The following is a 15066-nucleotide window of genomic DNA, read 5'->3' as shown; positions in this document are numbered from 1 at the left end:
TGGAAACGTTGACGATGACGGCCGAGCCGACGCACGCGCTCGCCCGCCTCTTCTGCCACGTCAACCGCGCGGTGATGAAAGTCACCGAAGCGGCTGCCGTGCTGCTGGTGGTGGCGGAAACTCTCATCCTGCTCGCGGGCGTGATCTCGCGTTACGGGTTCGACAATCCGATCACCTGGTCTGACGAACTGGCGCAGATCCTGTTCATCTGGCTATCGATGCTCGGTGCGGTTCTGGCGCTCGACCGGGGCGAACACATGCGCCTGTCCGCCATCGTCAACAAACTCCCGGCGGCATGGCGCGACTGGTTCCAGACCATGGCTGCGCTCACGGTCTGCGTGTTCGTCGCGCTCATCATCATGCCCGCGTACACGCATGCCATCGAACAGATGGACATCACCACGCCCGCGCTCGAAATCCCCGACGGGTTGCGCGCCGCCGCGCTGCCGGTCGGCGCAGCGCTGATGCTCGTCGCGGCCATCTCGCGCATGGCGCGGTGCTCGACCCTGCGCCAGTTCGGTCTTGGCGTGTTGGTCGTTGCCGCGCTCGGCACCGCACTCTGGCTCGGCCGCCCCGCACTCATCGCGATGGGCAACTACAACCTGCTGGTGTTCTTCGTACTGATCGTCGGTGCATGCGTGGCAGGCGGTATTCCGATCGCCTTTGCCTTCGGCACGGCAACGCTGGCCTATCTGGCACTCGTGACCGACGCGCCGCTTCAGATTGTCGTCAGTCGCATGGACGAGGGCATGTCGGGCCTCATCCTGCTGTCGGTGCCGCTGTTCGTGCTGCTCGGCGCGCTGATCGAGATGAGCGGGCTTGCTCGCAGCCTGATCGAATTCATGGCCTCGCTGCTCGGCCATGTGCGCGGCGGCCTGCAATACGTGCTGCTCGGTGCGATGTTCCTGGTCTCAGGTATTTCCGGGTCGAAGGCTGCCGACATGGCAGCCGTGGCGCCAGCCCTCTTCCCCGAAATGCAGCGGCGCGGATCGAAACCGGAAGACCTCGTCGCACTGCTCTCGTCGACCGGCGCCATGACGGAGACGATTCCGCCCAGCCTCGTGCTCATCACCATCGGTGCGGTGTGCGGTGTGTCCATCACGGCGCTCTTTGTTGGCGGCCTGCTGCCTGCCGTCATCGCCACGCTGGCCATCGTCGTGGTGTGCTTCACGCGCTCGCGCAAAGAGGCTCCCAGTGCGGCGCGCCGCGCGCCGTGGAGCGTGATCGGCAAGACGTTCATCGTGGCGTTGCCGGCACTCGCTCTGCCGATTCTGATCCGCACGGCCGTCATCGAAGGCGCCGCTACGGCAACGGAAGTGTCCACGATCGGTATCGCCTACACGATCGTGATCGGCCTGCTCGTCCATGCCTTCAAGAAGCACCTGAACTTCAAGCGCCTGTATCCGCTGCTCACGGAAACGGCAGCACTTTCCGGCGCCATCCTGCTCATCATCGGCATGGCCACCGCCATGGCCTGGGCGCTCACGCAGTCGGGCTTCTCCGCCAAGCTCGTCGGGCTGATGCATGGGGTGCCGGGCGGACAGATCGGCTTCCTGCTCATCTCGATGGTCGTGTTCATCGTGCTGGGCAGCGTGCTGGAAGGCATTCCGGCCATCGTGCTGTTCGGGCCGCTGCTCTTTCCGGTCGCCCGCTCGCTGGGCATTCACGATGTGCACTACGCGATGGTCGTGATCCTGTCGATGGGCATGGGCCTGTTCGCACCGCCGCTCGGCGTCGGTTTCTACGCCGCGTGCGCCATCGGCAAGACGTCGCCGGACAAGGTGTTCAACCGGATGTGGACCTACATGGGCGCGCTGCTCATCGCACTGCTTATCGTGGTCTTCATCCCCTGGATCTCGATCGGCTTTCTGAAGTAAGACACCCCCACTAACGGTTTCTCGATATTACCGACGGGCTCCGCCGCGCTGCTGGCGGCGGAGCCCGTGCTGTAGAAGTCAATAAATTTAGGAGTCCATAGCATGACGGAGAAAGTAGCAGTTGTCACGGGCGGCGGCATGGGTATCGGCGCCGCTATCTGCGAGCGGTTGGTGAATGACGGCATGACGGTCGTTGTCGCCGATCTGAACGAAGGCGCGGCAGGTGAGACGGCGGCGAAGCTGAACGCGGCGGGTGGCAAGGCGTGGGCGCTGGGGATGAATGTGGGCGACGCCGCATCGATTGCCGATGGCTTCGCACAGATCGCGCAACGGTATGGGCGTTGCGATGTGCTCGTGAACAACGCGGGGATCGCCAAGACATTCCCGTTTCTCGACTATCCACTCGATCACTGGCATCAGGTGATGAACGTGAACCTCACGGGCACGCTGCTGTGCGGGCAGCACGCCGCGCGACTCATGCGCGAACAGCGCTGGGGACGGATCATCAATCTGGCGTCCGTGGCGGGCATTCTGGCCAGCGCAGGACGCACGGCCTACGGAACGTCGAAAGCCGCCGTCATCGGCCTCACGCGCCAGATGGCCATTGAACTCGCGCCCTTCGGCATTACCGCCAACGGCGTCGCCCCCGGCCCCATCGACACGCCGCTCACGCAGGTGCTGCACTCCGACGTCTCACGCCGCCACTATACGGAGACGACGCCCCTCGGCCGCTACGGGCAGCCCAGTGAGATCGCTGGCGCGGTGAGCTTTCTGGCATCGGACGACGCGTCTTACGTGACAGGTCACATCCTGCCGGTCGACGGCGGCTTTGTGGCAGCCGGGATTCTGGAGATCTGAAGCGGCGCCGTCCAATCTTTCCGCATGACCGCGATAGACACAGGGCGAGTCCTGTCTATCGCGGTGGCCCCGACGCGCGACAGCCGCTCGCGCATAGTACGCATACCGGTCAGAGGGCCGTCATTGCCCTGCGTTCCTCGTCGGTGAGGATCGGGCCGTCCAGCGTGACTTGCGAGTGATCGTCCTTGAACTTTGCAATGATCGGCTTCAACTCGCTCTTGATATGCTTTTCGCTGTAGCCATTGAAGAGATGGCCAATCAGGCCCCGACGCAAATCGCTGCTTCCCATATACCAGTCGGCAATCGGAAACGTCAGATTCATGTTGTATTTCATCATGATGCCCATGTTGTGGTGGGCGGTGTGATGGCGCCGAATGGTGTTGATGAACGGCATGTAGCGCACGAACCAGTTCTCGTGACAGTGGCAACAGTAGTGGAAGGTTTCATAAATGACGTACTGACCGACCATGGTCAGGAACACCATCCAGCCAGCGTTGGCGTTCAGTATCCATGAAGTCGCATAACCGATGACCCCGCCGCCAATACCAAGCGTCATCAGCACACGCCATGGGAAGAACACGATCCGGAACTCACGCGTCGTGTCGATCGTCGACAACTGGTCGGTGAAGTACTGATGATGCTGGCGTGTATGCCGGTTGTAGATCTCGCGCAGGCCCCACACATCCACCCGACGGTGCATGACGAATCGATGCATGAACCACTCGACGAAGTTGCCCGCCAGAAAAACCGGAACGATCAGGAACCATTCCCAAGTCGGATTCTGCAAACGGCTGACGGCATACCATACCGCGCCAATCGCCACGACATACATCACGATGATATGCAGCATGCCGTTGTACATCGGGCTTATGTCGGACTTGTATTGTTCCCTGAACTTCAACTGACGCTCTGTAATCATGACTTGTCTCCTGTGTCTGAATCAACGCGAATTGCAAAATAAACAATTAACATATTAGTTGTGCAAAAACAAGAATCATCGGAATGGCGTTCACTGTTTTGTGAAGTGGAAGCGATGAAATGATTCGGGATGGACGTTCGTGCCGTTGGTGCCGGAGAAGGTGCATCCGACCGGCCCCACTGGCGTCAGGCGCGGTCCCCGCCGCAGTTCCGCGCGGCGGGGACCGCGCCCCGCCGGGTCAAGAACGGGTAAATCTCTTGCAACGGGTCAGTGCGAAACGTCCTCCAGCGAACGGCCCTTCGTCTCGACGCCAAGCAACAGTACGGCCAGCGCGGCAATCACGAAGGACAGAGCCCCCATGGTGAACACGCCCGTTTGTCCCCAGGTCGGGAGCAGCACACCAATGGCGAAAGGGCCGGCGAGAGAGCCGACGCGTCCGATGGAGGAGGCAAAACCCGAGCCCGTTGCACGGATGCGGGTCGGGTAAAGTTCCGGTGTGTAGGCGTACAGCACAGACCACATGCCGAAGAGAAAGAACTGCATCAGTAGCCCTGTGGCAATCAACTGCTCAATCGGCGCCTTGTTGCCTGCCGCCTGACCGTATAGATAGGCGGCGAGCGCACTGCCAAGCAGCATCAATGCGCAGGTCGGCTTGCGTCCCCATTTCTCCAGCAACCAGGCTGAGAAAAGGAAGCCGGGGATGCCTGCCAGCGAGATATAGACGGTGTAGAGCACGGATTTGGTGATCTCGTATCCGGCCTGCTGCAGCAACGCCCCCAACCATGTTGTCAGCCCGTAGTAGCCCAGCAGCGCGAAGAACCAGGTGGTCCACAACATGACCGTTCGCTTCGCATACACGCCGCGCCAAATCTCCGAAAAGAGCGCCTTCCGGCCGGTCTGCTGGTGCCGCACGCCCGGCACGATGACGGGTTCCGGCAACCTGCGGCCGTAGGCCGTCTCCACTTTGGCTTCGATGTGGTTCATCACGTCCGCCGCTTCTTTCATGCGCCCAGTGTCTTCCAGCCAACGAGGCGATTCGGGCACCATTCGCCTGATGACGAACACGAAAACGGCCGGGATCGCCAACGCGATGAAGATGCCGCGCCACCCGATCACCGGGAGCATGAAGTAGGAAAACGCGCCAGCCGCGATGAAGCCGATGGGCCAGAAACCTTCGAGGATGGCCACATACTTGCCGCGACTTCTGGCCGGAACGATCTCTGAAACCATCGAGAGACCGATCGGGAACTCCATGCCCATGCCGAAGCCGAGCAGAACGCGGTACATCATCAGCGACTCGACATTGTGAGCAAAGCCGCACATCAGGCTGCCGGCCCCCCAGAAGACCATGCTGACCTGAAAGACCGGCTTGCGCCCGAACTTGTCCGCAAGAAGCCCCGCGGTGGCGGCACCCACGAACATGCCGAGAAAGCTGGAACTGGCGAGCAGTCCGGCCTGCGAGGCGGAAAGGCCGAACTCCGCCTTGATCGAACCGAGAACGAACGTCATCAACCCGAGATCCATGGAATCGAAGAACCAGGCGGTGGCGATGATAGAGAAAAGCGTTCGTTGATAGTTCGTCATCGGTAGTCGCTCAAGACGCGCGACGACGTCAACACCTAGCCGCGACGCGGCTGCGGACATATCCATGCTTGTGTCTCCTTTGTTACATTTTTCTGATATTCATCTAACATATTAGACATTGAGACGCAAAGCGACCGGTGTGTCCGGCCGAATGGTGAATTGTGTCTTTGCGCGGCGACAGCGACCTGTCGAATCGATGGGAATCGCGTTGATCAGGCTGCCGACCGTCTCTCAGTCTTCTCGTCTCGAAGACCTCCACGCCACGCGTTGTCGATGATTTCCGCGTAGCACTCTTCGATATTCCCGACCGGGAATGCTTTGGCCAACCGAGTCACGCCAAGTGAATCGATGAGCAGATCCCTCAGCGATCCCTGGGAAATGCCGAAGGCATTGAGATCAGTGGGGATGCCGAGCTTGCCAACAAGCTCGCGCAATTTGTGGGGCAACTCGCGAACGGCCTGCACTTCGTCGTCGACCTTGATGCCGAACATTCGGGCCACTTCGAGGAGTTCAGCGTGGCGCGACTCGCGCAACGCATCGATGACATATGGCAGGACAACCGCATTCGTGGCGCCGTGGGACTTGTGCGTCAGCGCCGCGACGCCATACGCAATGCCATGAACCGCATTGAGTCCGGCGCTCCCATATGACATTGCGGCGTAGACGCTCGCGTAGCACATACCGACGCGCGCCTCCACGTCGTTACCATCTTCGTAACAACGAAGTAGATAGGCGGTGGCTAGCCGGATCGACTCACGCGCAAAGATCATGGTCAGACCGCTGCGACCGCTGTAGCCGGGGTCGAAGGAGCCGTTTCGATCGAACCGATCGGAGTCGAGCGTGACGAACGATTCGAGCGCGTGGGTCAAAGCGTCGATGCCAGACTCGGCCGTGACCTTGGGCGGGCATGTGAATGTGAGTTCGGGGTCGATAGCAGCGACGACCGGACGTAGCCGATTGTCCATCACGGCGGTTTTGATGCCGGTCGGCGGATCGAACAGAATGGTTCCGGGGGTGAGTTCCGACCCCGTGCCGGCGGTCGTTGGCACAGCGATGTGGTCGATGACGGGCGCATCGCTTGCCACGCCGCTTCCGAAGTCGCGAATGGGGCGGCCCGCCGGAAGCGTGACGCACAACGCCTTGGCCAGATCGATGTTGCTGCCGCCTCCTAGCGAGACGATGTGATCCGGCAACTGGCCGCCCTGCGCGATACGCAGTTCGTCCGTCGCGCGATCGCACAGATCCGTGGTCGGGTCGGGCTGACCGCCGGCATAGACGTCCACATGCACCCCCTGGTGTTCGCACGCCGTCACGTACTCCTTCACCCAGCGTGTTTTCTCGGCAAAGAAGCTGTCTGTGACGAGCAGCCCGCGCCGGTAGCCAAGGGCCTGAAGAAGGCTGGGGAGCTTGTGGCGATAACCCAGCTCGATGATGAGCCGGGAGGGCGCACAAAAGTGGACGCAATCGTCGATCCTCATGAATTCTCCTGTTGGTTGATTAGTGGCCCTGGCTCCGCGCAGTGCAGCGCCAGGAAATCTCGCATGGCGATGCCGACCTCCCAGGTGTTCTCCGTCAGAATCGAGTGACGCCCACCGGGAATCACATGCAGTGATGCGCGACGGATTCCTTCGCGCATGCGACGTGCGTGATCGAGTGGGCAGTCTTCGTCGTCGCTGCCGTGGACGATGAGGGCAGGCACGCCGACATGAGCCAGATTCGACAGATGCGAGACTGGCTTTAGCGCGCTCCAGGTCCAGGCCACGACACGCGGGTCGGCTGCCCGCTTTAGCCTCAGACGCGCCTCGCGCTGCCTGATCTCGGTGAGGAGTGCAGTCTCGTCGGCAGACGCAAACCAGTTCACCTCGTTCAACTGTGCGGTGCCCGACATGAGGACAACGGCGACCGGCGGAGAATGCCGCGCCGTGCCGTCTGCCAGATGCCCCATGAACTCGAGGATCACGGAGACACCCATGCTCCAGCCGGCCAGGACGTAGGCGTGATGGCCGACCTCTTGTTCGATGATCTCGCTGGTGACGCGCGCGAACTCGCAGGCATTGCACGCTCGTGCGGAAAGCGGGGGGCCTGCGTCGCCGCGTCCCGGCATGTTGGGCAAGATAAAACGAAACGTATCGCCGAGCGCCGTTGCAAGCGGAGTCCATGAGTCGCTCGTTCCCTGAATGCCGTGCAAGGCAACCACCGGGAAACCATCCGGCCTCCCCACCCTCGTGATGTCCATCGCCGTTCCTCCCACACATCCATGTAATATATTAGTTGATTAATAATAGCACATCAGACTATCAAGACAAGCGATGCGCATACCGGGAAAGCCCGAGGTATGGGGCGTGTTAAGGGCCGGGACATGTCACCGCTATCGCCAGAAGCAGGTGATATACAATTAACATTTGCTCTGGGCATTGACCAAATGGCGACAAAGAAAGCGACCCGACGGACGGGAAAATCGGAAGCCGCGGCGCTCGATGAACGAGTGGACGTGATCCCTCGCGGCAGAATGGTCGACATGGCGTACGAGTGGATCGAAGAAGCGATAGTGACGCTGCGACTGGCCCCGGGTTCAACAATGTCGGAGTTGCAGTTGAGCGAAATGACGGGGTTTGGCCGCACCCCGATTCGCGAAGCGGTTCAGCGGCTGGCCAGGGAACATTTGATTATTGTGTTGCCACAGCGCGGCCTGCTCGTGCCCCCGATGGACGTCTCCAAGCAGTTGCGTCTGCTGGAAACGCGACGTGAGGTCGAACGGTTGATTGCCAGAAGCGCGGCGAAGAAAGCCACGGCAGAACAACGCGAACACTTCGCGCGTCTGGCAAAGGAGTTCAGAAGTTCCGCCCGCAGCGGCAAGGATGTGGAGTTCATTCGTGCCGACCGCGAGTTCAACGAGTTGTGTCTTGTCGCCGCACGCAACGAATTCGCCGAAGGGGCGATGCGCCTGATGCACGGGCTATCACGCCGCTTCTGGTATTACCACTACAAAGAAGCGGCCGACCTGCCGACCATGGCGCGACTACATGCGGAAGTCGCCGAAGCGATTGCTGCCGGCGACGTGAAACGCGCAGGTGAAGCCCTCGATGCATTGCTGGACAACATCGAAACCTTTACGCGAGCCACAGTGCTGGGCGACCGAGTGTAATCGACCGGCAGAGCCGCGGAATTTCCATCCGCGTAGCGCTTTGCGACGACGACTGCGCTTGGCCGGCTATCACCGCTTCGCATCAACCAGCCCTCTGCGCGCCCTCATCGCACACCGGTGTCCGGTCTGTCGGGCACCAGCCGCGCGCCCGGCGCGCGCTGCATCTCACGCCACACCGTTCTCGCGTTTTCGACGAACGTCGCCACACAGGGGTTGTGATTGTCGCGACTCCAAAGCAGCGCCACCTCCGCCACCGGCGCGTTGCGCAACGGCTTGAAGACCGCGCTGCCTGACGCACTCGCGCTGCTCATCGACATTGGCACCATCGCCACGCCAAGGCCCTCCCCCACCAGATTGATAATCGTCTGCTGCAAGTTGGTTTCCAGCCGGATGTGAGGTGAAAACCCCGCGCGACGGCAGTGATCGACGACCAGATCGTAGACCAGCGGCGCGATCTCGCGCGGAATGCTCACGAACGACTCTTCGGCCAGTTGCGAGGCGTCGAGCACGCGCGCCTTGGCGAGCGCGTGCGTGCGCGGCAGTACGGCCACCATCTCCTCGCGAAACACTGTCGCCGTATCGAGCCCGGTGAGGTCTTCGGGGCGGTACATGATGCCCACGTCGGTCTGCCCCGCACGCACCGCTTCGGCCAGTAAGTTGGGGAGCGTTTCCGCCAGTTTCATGTCGACCCGCGAATACGCGGCGGCGTAAGTGCGCGTCAGCGCGGGCAGGATGTTGTACGCCGAGGACATCATGAAGCCCACCGTGATCGCGCCATCCTCGCCCCGGCTCGCCGCCACGGCATTGCGACGCGCCCGCTCGACAGAGTTCAGGATTTCCACCGCATCCTGATAGAAACGTGCGCCCGCACGCGTGAGACGCACACTGCGGCGCGTGCGCTCGAACAGCAGCACCCCCAGTTCGGCCTCCATCAGCGCAATCTGGCGCGACAGCGGCGGCTGCGAGATATGCAACTGCTGAGCCGCACGGCCAAAGTGCAGCGTCTCCGCGAGCACCACGAAGTACTGGAAATGACGTAGTTCGATCATCTGATACCCCACCGGTATTAATAGCGCACCAATATTGTATTGGAAGTTATTACTATGTGGTCGTATCCTGCATTGGCGGTTGGCTACCCGAGCTGGCTGCGACATAAAAAAGACGTCAGGGAACGCCAGGCCACAAGCCACCGACGGCGACCTTTCGTACCAATACGAGAAGGAGACAAGTCATGCCCGCTCACCTTGCTGTAGCGCCTGCCCCCGCTCGACCTGTCGGCCACGCCAGCCCCATCGGCACAGCCAGCGCCAATACCGCCTTTGCCAATATCGCAGCCCTTGCCGAGCGCATCGCCCGTGTGCCGGCCGCCCCCGCCGCTGCGCGCCGGATGCGCCCCGACTACCTCGCCATCGATGACCTGTGCGGCACCGACGCCCGCATGCGCGATTTGCTCGCGCGCGGCAAGCGCTTCGTCGATCGCGGGCTGCCGGTGTTGATTCTCGGCGAGACGGGAACGGGCAAGGAGTTTCTGGCCAGGGCGCTGCACGAGTACAGCGAACGGCGTGCGCAGGCGTTTGTCGCCATCAACACGGCGTCGCTGCCTGAGCACCTCGTCGAGAGCGAACTGTTCGGTTATCAACGCGGCGCGTTCTCGGGTGCCTTGCCCGGCGGCATGAAAGGAAAATTGCAGCAGGCCGACGGCGGCACGCTTTTCCTCGATGAAATCGGCGACATGCCCCACGCACTGCAAACGCGGCTGTTGCGTGTGCTCTCGGAGCGCGAAGTGACGCCGCTGGGTGCGAGTCATGCGGTGCCCGTGGACGTACAACTGATCTGCGCCACCCATCAGGATCTCGCAACCGCCGTGGCACAGGGCACGTTCCGCGAAGACCTTTACTACCGCATTGCCGTGGGCATCCTCACATTACCCACATTGCGCGAGCGCGACGACAAGCGCGAACTGATCGCCCGCATGCTATGCGACGAATGGCCGGAACTACACGAGGATCAGGTGCTGGCTCGTGTGTCGCCAGACGCCCTGTCGCGTCTGCTCATGCATGCGTGGCCGGGGAATCTGCGCCAACTGCGCGCAGCGCTACGCTATGCATGTGCGGTGATGAGCGGTAATCAATTGTGTGCGGACGATCTGCCGCCGGAACTTGTTACGTCTTGTTCGCATACGTGGATGTCCGGCAACGATACGTTCACGGAGCAACGCTCACACGACATCGGTAATGCCGTCGCATCGGCCCCGCGTGTCCAGACCGTCGAGACGATTGCGCAAATGCCCCGTCATGACAGTGAACGTGAGCGCATTCTGCAAGCGCTCGCACAACATCGCTGGAACATTTCTGCCGCCGCACGCACGCTCGGCTTTTGCCGCGCATCGCTGTATCGCAAGCTCAAGCAGTTGAGCATTCCCCACGTGCGCGATTGCGGCGACGCCCTCAGCGCAGGGCACTTCGCGTAGCAAATCGCGCGGACAAAAAAAAGCGCGGCCAATGAGGCCGCGCCAAGGTTTGGAGACTTTTCACTCAACGCAAAAGTCTACTTCTCGCGGAACGTAGTATAGGTCGGCGCCCCGAAATCATTGTCATCATTCGGCGCAATGAATTATTCGGCGACTCGCAATAGTCCGTAAAACCCCGTAAATAAAGGGCGTTTCTGAGCCACCACATCTCTCGTGCTTGCCGGCATATCGGATTTCCCTCATCACGCGCGTGTAAAGTCGCTTGATGACATGCGCATGGCAACGACCTGACGCAAGCATCGATCTCTACCTATATAGGCAACCGGCATTGTGACGTGTCAGGCATCACATTGCACACGACAGCGGCGGTGCCCCATCGTTCGATGCGTCGCTTGTGCGCGCGGCACCTTGCGACAGGTTTTCGCATCAACGGAACCAAATTCCTTCACGCCTGTCGCGCGCAAATCCAGTGCTGGCAATGCTTCGCGCACACGATGGCATGTGCGGCACACTGTGTCCCGAGCGCAACACACGTCGCTTGCATCTCTATTTCCGGCCTAACCTTAATCAACGCAATCCCTTATTGGACAAAGCTTTCCGGCAGGTTCGAGGGATTCTTTTCGTATTTGAAATAGATTCTTGCGGATTCTGAAATAGGCGCGAGTAGCGGTGACTCATACACTGCCCCCTGTCAGCAGAGCAGTGCCGATACCTGATCGGGTTCGCGAATGACAAACCGTCACCTCGACATGTTCTGTTTCGCCGCGTTCTGTTTTCACGCGAATCTGCGATTCGTGTCACGTTACTGGAGCTTAAACCATGAAAAAAACTCTTCTTGCCGCAGCCGTCGTCGGCGCGTTCTCGGTGAGCGCGCACGCACAAAGCAGCGTCACGCTGTACGGCTTGATCGATGCAGGCATTGCTTACACCAGCAACTCGACGACCACGGCAGGTGCTTCGGGCTCGAAGAACTTCCGCGCAACGAGCGGCCTGATCAACGGTAGCCGTTGGGGCCTGAAAGGCTCGGAAGATCTGGGTGGCGGTAACAAGGCCATCTTCGTGCTGGAAAACGGTTTCTCGATCAACAACGGTCAGTCGGGCCAAAACGGCCGCATGTTCGGTCGTCAAGCCTTCGTTGGCCTGCAAAACGACAAGTTCGGCGCTGTGACGATCGGCCGTCAATACGACTCGCTGGTTGATTACCTGGCTCCGCTGACCCTGAACGGTTCGTCGTTCGGCGGCACGATCGCTGCGCACCCGTACGATAACGACAACACGAACAACTCGTTCCGTGTGAACAACTCGGTCAAGTACTCGAGCGCCAACTACAACGGCCTGACCTTCGGCGGCCTGTATGGCTTCTCGAACAAGGCTGGCGACTTCGCCAACAACCGTGCATTCAGCGCCGGCGTGAACTACGCAAACGGCCCGCTGACGGTGGCTGCTGCTTACTTGGAACGCCAAGGCAACCCGGGTAGCAACAACACCGGTGGTGCAGTGGATACGTCGAACGGCGGTGACTCGGTGTTCAACGCATCGAAGCAACGCGTCTGGGGTATCGGTGGTAACTACGCCTTCGGCCCGGCAACTGTCGGCCTGGTGTACACCCACACGCAAGTGCAAGGCCTGTCGGGTCTGAACTTCAACAGCACCGCAGTTGCCTTCGGCAACGACGGCCTGAAGTTCGACAACTTCGAAGTCAACGGTCGCTACATGCTGACCCCGGCAGTCTCGCTGTCGGCCGCGTACACGTACACGATGGCCAAGCAAGATTCGACGGACAAGAAGCCGAAGTTCCACACCGTTACGCTGCAAGCTGACTACCGTCTGTCGAAGCGCACCGATGTGTACCTGACCGGTTCGTACCAGCACATCTCCGACAACGAAGGCACGGGCCTCCAAGCCGGTGTCGGCGCTGCCGGCGGTATGTCGTCGACCAGCTCGCAAACCGTTGTGGGCACGGGTATCCGTCACCGCTTCTAATCAAAGCGGCGTGAGCACCGGCAGCAGTCTCCCGGTGCTCCTGACATAAAAAGGGCAGCCTCGCGGCTGCCCTTTTTTATTGCCCCGCCGTGTTGGCGGCGCGCAGATCAGAAGCGCGTTTCGCGCGCGGCACGCAGGAAATTGTCGAGCACCGGTGTGCAATCGAGAAACTCCGGCCCGCCCGCGCGGTGAAATTCCGGGTGCCATTGCAGCCCCATCACGAACGGTGCCTTGCGATAGCGAATAGCTTCGACCACGCCATCCTCCGCACACATCGCCTCGACGCTCAGATCACGTCCCAGCGTTCTCACCGACTGGTGGTGGATCGAATTGACGATCGGCGTGTCGACCGGCCCCAACATCTGCGCGAGCGACGAGCCTTCGGGGAACGTCAGCGTGTGGCGGTTATGTTCGTACGTCTCGGTTACGTGCGGAATCGCCTCAGGCAGATCGGTCGCGATGTCCTGATGCAGTGTGCCGCCAAACGCCACGTTGATGAGTTGGCAGCCCCGGCAAACGCCGAGAATCGGCTTGCCCTGCTCTACGAACTCATGCAGCAACTCGAGTTCGTACATGTCGCGCATGCGGTCGCCCTGCCATTCGTGGCGTGTCGCCACTTCCGAATAGGTGAGCGGCGACACGTCTGCCCCGCCCTGCAATACCAGTCCGTCGAGATGCTTCGCGTAATCGTGCAAACGGATGTGGCTCGGATGCAGCAAACCCTGTGTGTCGACCGTCGGAATCATGAACACCAGCACGTCGCGCGACATCACCCAGTGCGCGATCGACTCTTCGAGGTATTGCAGCGTCTTGCTGCGCAGCCCCTTCGACCCGGGCTCCGGATGGAAAATGCGCGCCGAGATGCCGATCTTCAGCGTGCGCTGCGTGATGCGCTGTCCCGCGCGGTCGTACCAGGCGCGGAATCGTGCAGACGTGATTCGGCGCAGTACCGACCACGGGGAATCTCCCGCCTGCAAATACGAGGGCTGCCCGCCCATCGACGACGGACTGCCCGGTCGCGCTGCACCGGCGCCGAACGTCGGCTGATGCGGCGGCTCGCCGCCGGCCGCTTTGACGTCCTCAATCGACTTCGGCGCAGGCGCGCCGATGGGATTCCGGTCCGATGCCACCTGCGCTGCGCTCGGGTGTACGGCGGGGGCCATTGGATGCACCGGTTGCGGCGTCTCGGCCTGCGCGTCGGCAGGCGCAGAAGCGTCGGTGGCATGCGGCGGACGCGTGAGCGTGTCGGGATTCGGCGGCATGCCGCCCGACCCTTCGGCCGTGCCTGCCACAGGCTTGCCGGTCGGGCGTGGCGCCGCCTGCGTGCCGGGTTCTACATAGTCTGACGGTGCAGGCGAGGGCGATGCGGGCGTTACGCCGGCATCGGTTGCCGCAGGGGTCTGTGGAGGCGTTGCGCTCCTGCTCGTATCGGACTCGGGCTTGTTCGGCTGTTGCGGCGACTTCGGATCTTGAGCGTCGGTCATGATGGCGTTTGGAGGGCGTGCGCGAAGGGGGAAAAATGGATTGACCACGGCGGCTCGCGAATTATCCCGCCGCCCCGATCCTGCCGCAACCGGGAAAACAGACGAATCGCCGTGTGCTGCGTACCGGCGTCCGTCACATTGGGGACGTGCCATGAAACCGTCTCGACTCAGCCCTGTCGAAGGTAATTGTCACGCGTCGCGCGTTCGCCCCCCTCCGTCGGCACGCCAAGCCATCGATGCGTATAATCAGGACACGTTGCGCGATATTCAACAAATATTGAGCGACGTTTGTGCCGATTAAGCGAGAATACCCGCCATACCCGGCGGGACATACCGGTACCAGGAGCCTGCAAGTGAAGCGTTTTCTCCGTCTGTGGCAAATCGCCCGCCACGATTTCCGTGTGCTGTGGCATGCAGCCCGCGATCCGCGCCGTCCGCGCTGGCTGCTGCCCGCCATGGCGCTGCTCGTGGTGTATCTGATCAGCCCGTTCGATCTGATTCCGGACTTCATTCCGGTGTTCGGCCTGCTCGACGATGTCATTGTGATCGGCATGGTCGTGCATTGGCTCATCAAGCGTCTGCCGGCCGATGTGCGCGAGGATGCCCGCGCCCATGTGTTCACCCAGCGCGCCTGACCCCGCGCGGCCAGATGCGACAACGTCAGCCATAAAAAACACCCCAAAGGTTGGATTTGCATCCAACTTTTGGGGTGCAGTTCAAGGCGTCCCTTTTCTTTTGTCCCGCGC

12 protein-coding genes are annotated in these 15066 nt (G+C 61.3%); 6 read left to right on the top strand and 6 right to left on the bottom strand.

Features of this window, described 5'->3' with window-relative positions:
* Window positions 1-14: 14 nt before the first annotated feature.
* Both PCO31110_RS17660 and PCO31110_RS17655 read left to right on the top strand, forming a co-directional pair.
* On the top strand, window positions 15-1877 hold the full coding sequence (locus PCO31110_RS17660; RefSeq protein ID WP_051126357.1) for a TRAP transporter large permease: 1863 nt from the start codon (window positions 15-17) through the stop codon (window positions 1875-1877).
* 102 nt (window positions 1878-1979) lie between these two features.
* Window positions 1980-2735 carry an SDR family NAD(P)-dependent oxidoreductase gene (locus PCO31110_RS17655; RefSeq protein ID WP_150691001.1) on the top strand — a complete coding sequence of 252 codons (756 nt, stop codon included), beginning with the start codon at window positions 1980-1982 and terminating at the stop codon, window positions 2733-2735.
* A gap of 109 nt (window positions 2736-2844) precedes the next feature.
* On the opposite strand, the gene PCO31110_RS17650 is transcribed toward PCO31110_RS17655, so the two are convergent.
* The 4 genes from PCO31110_RS17650 to PCO31110_RS17635 form a co-directional block, all read right to left on the bottom strand.
* Window positions 2845-3654 (bottom strand): sterol desaturase family protein, encoded by an 810-nt coding sequence (locus PCO31110_RS17650; protein ID WP_150691000.1) that lies wholly within the window; start codon window positions 3652-3654, stop codon window positions 2845-2847.
* A 267-nt stretch (window positions 3655-3921) separates the two neighbouring features.
* Complete coding sequence (locus tag PCO31110_RS17645) at window positions 3922-5304, bottom strand: MFS transporter (RefSeq protein ID WP_010806990.1); 1383 nt, start codon at window positions 5302-5304, stop codon at window positions 3922-3924.
* 146 nt (window positions 5305-5450) lie between these two features.
* Window positions 5451-6716, bottom strand: coding sequence for an iron-containing alcohol dehydrogenase (locus tag PCO31110_RS17640; protein ID WP_010806991.1), 1266 nt, complete (start codon window positions 6714-6716; stop codon window positions 5451-5453).
* Entirely contained in the window at window positions 6713-7474 is a 762-nt protein-coding gene (locus tag PCO31110_RS17635; protein WP_010806992.1) for an alpha/beta fold hydrolase, read from the bottom strand. The genes PCO31110_RS17640 and PCO31110_RS17635 overlap by 4 nt, the downstream gene beginning before the upstream one ends.
* A gap of 186 nt (window positions 7475-7660) precedes the next feature.
* Between PCO31110_RS17635 and PCO31110_RS17630 the strand changes: the two genes are divergently transcribed.
* Window positions 7661-8383 carry a GntR family transcriptional regulator gene (locus PCO31110_RS17630; RefSeq protein ID WP_036663219.1) on the top strand — a complete coding sequence of 241 codons (723 nt, stop codon included), beginning with the start codon at window positions 7661-7663 and terminating at the stop codon, window positions 8381-8383.
* Window positions 8384-8487: 104 nt separating this feature from the next.
* Here the strand turns inward: PCO31110_RS17630 and PCO31110_RS17625 are convergent, their stop codons facing one another.
* Window positions 8488-9432, bottom strand: a complete 945-nt coding sequence (locus PCO31110_RS17625; protein ID WP_010806994.1) for a LysR family transcriptional regulator — start codon at window positions 9430-9432, stop codon at window positions 8488-8490.
* A 338-nt stretch (window positions 9433-9770) separates the two neighbouring features.
* Here PCO31110_RS17625 and PCO31110_RS17620 point away from each other — a divergent pair, with 338 nt between their 5' ends.
* Entirely contained in the window at window positions 9771-10853 is a 1083-nt protein-coding gene (locus PCO31110_RS17620) for a sigma-54-dependent Fis family transcriptional regulator (RefSeq protein WP_150691058.1), read from the top strand.
* An 819-nt stretch (window positions 10854-11672) separates the two neighbouring features.
* Window positions 11673-12836, top strand: coding sequence for a porin (locus PCO31110_RS17615; RefSeq protein ID WP_010806996.1), 1164 nt, complete (start codon window positions 11673-11675; stop codon window positions 12834-12836).
* A 107-nt stretch (window positions 12837-12943) separates the two neighbouring features.
* Here PCO31110_RS17615 and PCO31110_RS17610 read toward each other — a convergent pair whose 3' ends face one another.
* Window positions 12944-14320 (bottom strand): gamma-glutamyl-gamma-aminobutyrate hydrolase family protein, encoded by a 1377-nt coding sequence (locus tag PCO31110_RS17610; protein WP_150690999.1) that lies wholly within the window; start codon window positions 14318-14320, stop codon window positions 12944-12946.
* A gap of 353 nt (window positions 14321-14673) precedes the next feature.
* On the opposite strand from PCO31110_RS17610, the gene PCO31110_RS17605 reads away from it, so the two are divergent.
* Entirely contained in the window at window positions 14674-14955 is a 282-nt protein-coding gene (locus PCO31110_RS17605; RefSeq protein ID WP_010806998.1) for a YkvA family protein, read from the top strand.
* The last annotated feature ends 111 nt before the right edge of the window (window positions 14956-15066 follow it).

The sequence above is a fragment of the Pandoraea communis genome, assembly GCF_902459745.1.
GTDB lineage: Bacteria > Pseudomonadota > Gammaproteobacteria > Burkholderiales > Burkholderiaceae > Pandoraea > Pandoraea communis.
The sequence above is the reverse complement of the archived record's forward strand: the minus strand, read 5'-3'. Positions and strand labels throughout refer to the sequence as shown.

What these genes read in the sequence shown, in the direction of transcription:
- PCO31110_RS17610 (WP_150690999.1), bottom strand. Translation starts at nt 14,320, where the DNA reads ATGACCGACGCTCAAGATCCGAAGTCGCCGCAACAGCCGAACAAGCCC.
- PCO31110_RS17620 (WP_150691058.1), top strand. Translation starts at nt 9,771, where the DNA reads ATGCGCCCCGACTACCTCGCCATCGATGACCTGTGCGGCACCGACGCC.
- PCO31110_RS17655 (WP_150691001.1), top strand. Translation starts at nt 1,980, where the DNA reads ATGACGGAGAAAGTAGCAGTTGTCACGGGCGGCGGCATGGGTATCGGC.
- PCO31110_RS17640 (WP_010806991.1), bottom strand. Translation starts at nt 6,716, where the DNA reads ATGAGGATCGACGATTGCGTCCACTTTTGTGCGCCCTCCCGGCTCATC.
- PCO31110_RS17625 (WP_010806994.1), bottom strand. Translation starts at nt 9,432, where the DNA reads ATGATCGAACTACGTCATTTCCAGTACTTCGTGGTGCTCGCGGAGACG.
- PCO31110_RS17660 (WP_051126357.1), top strand. Translation starts at nt 15, where the DNA reads ATGACGGCCGAGCCGACGCACGCGCTCGCCCGCCTCTTCTGCCACGTC.
- PCO31110_RS17645 (WP_010806990.1), bottom strand. Translation starts at nt 5,304, where the DNA reads ATGGATATGTCCGCAGCCGCGTCGCGGCTAGGTGTTGACGTCGTCGCG.
- PCO31110_RS17650 (WP_150691000.1), bottom strand. Translation starts at nt 3,654, where the DNA reads ATGATTACAGAGCGTCAGTTGAAGTTCAGGGAACAATACAAGTCCGAC.
- PCO31110_RS17630 (WP_036663219.1), top strand. Translation starts at nt 7,661, where the DNA reads ATGGCGACAAAGAAAGCGACCCGACGGACGGGAAAATCGGAAGCCGCG.
- PCO31110_RS17615 (WP_010806996.1), top strand. Translation starts at nt 11,673, where the DNA reads ATGAAAAAAACTCTTCTTGCCGCAGCCGTCGTCGGCGCGTTCTCGGTG.
- PCO31110_RS17635 (WP_010806992.1), bottom strand. Translation starts at nt 7,474, where the DNA reads ATGGACATCACGAGGGTGGGGAGGCCGGATGGTTTCCCGGTGGTTGCC.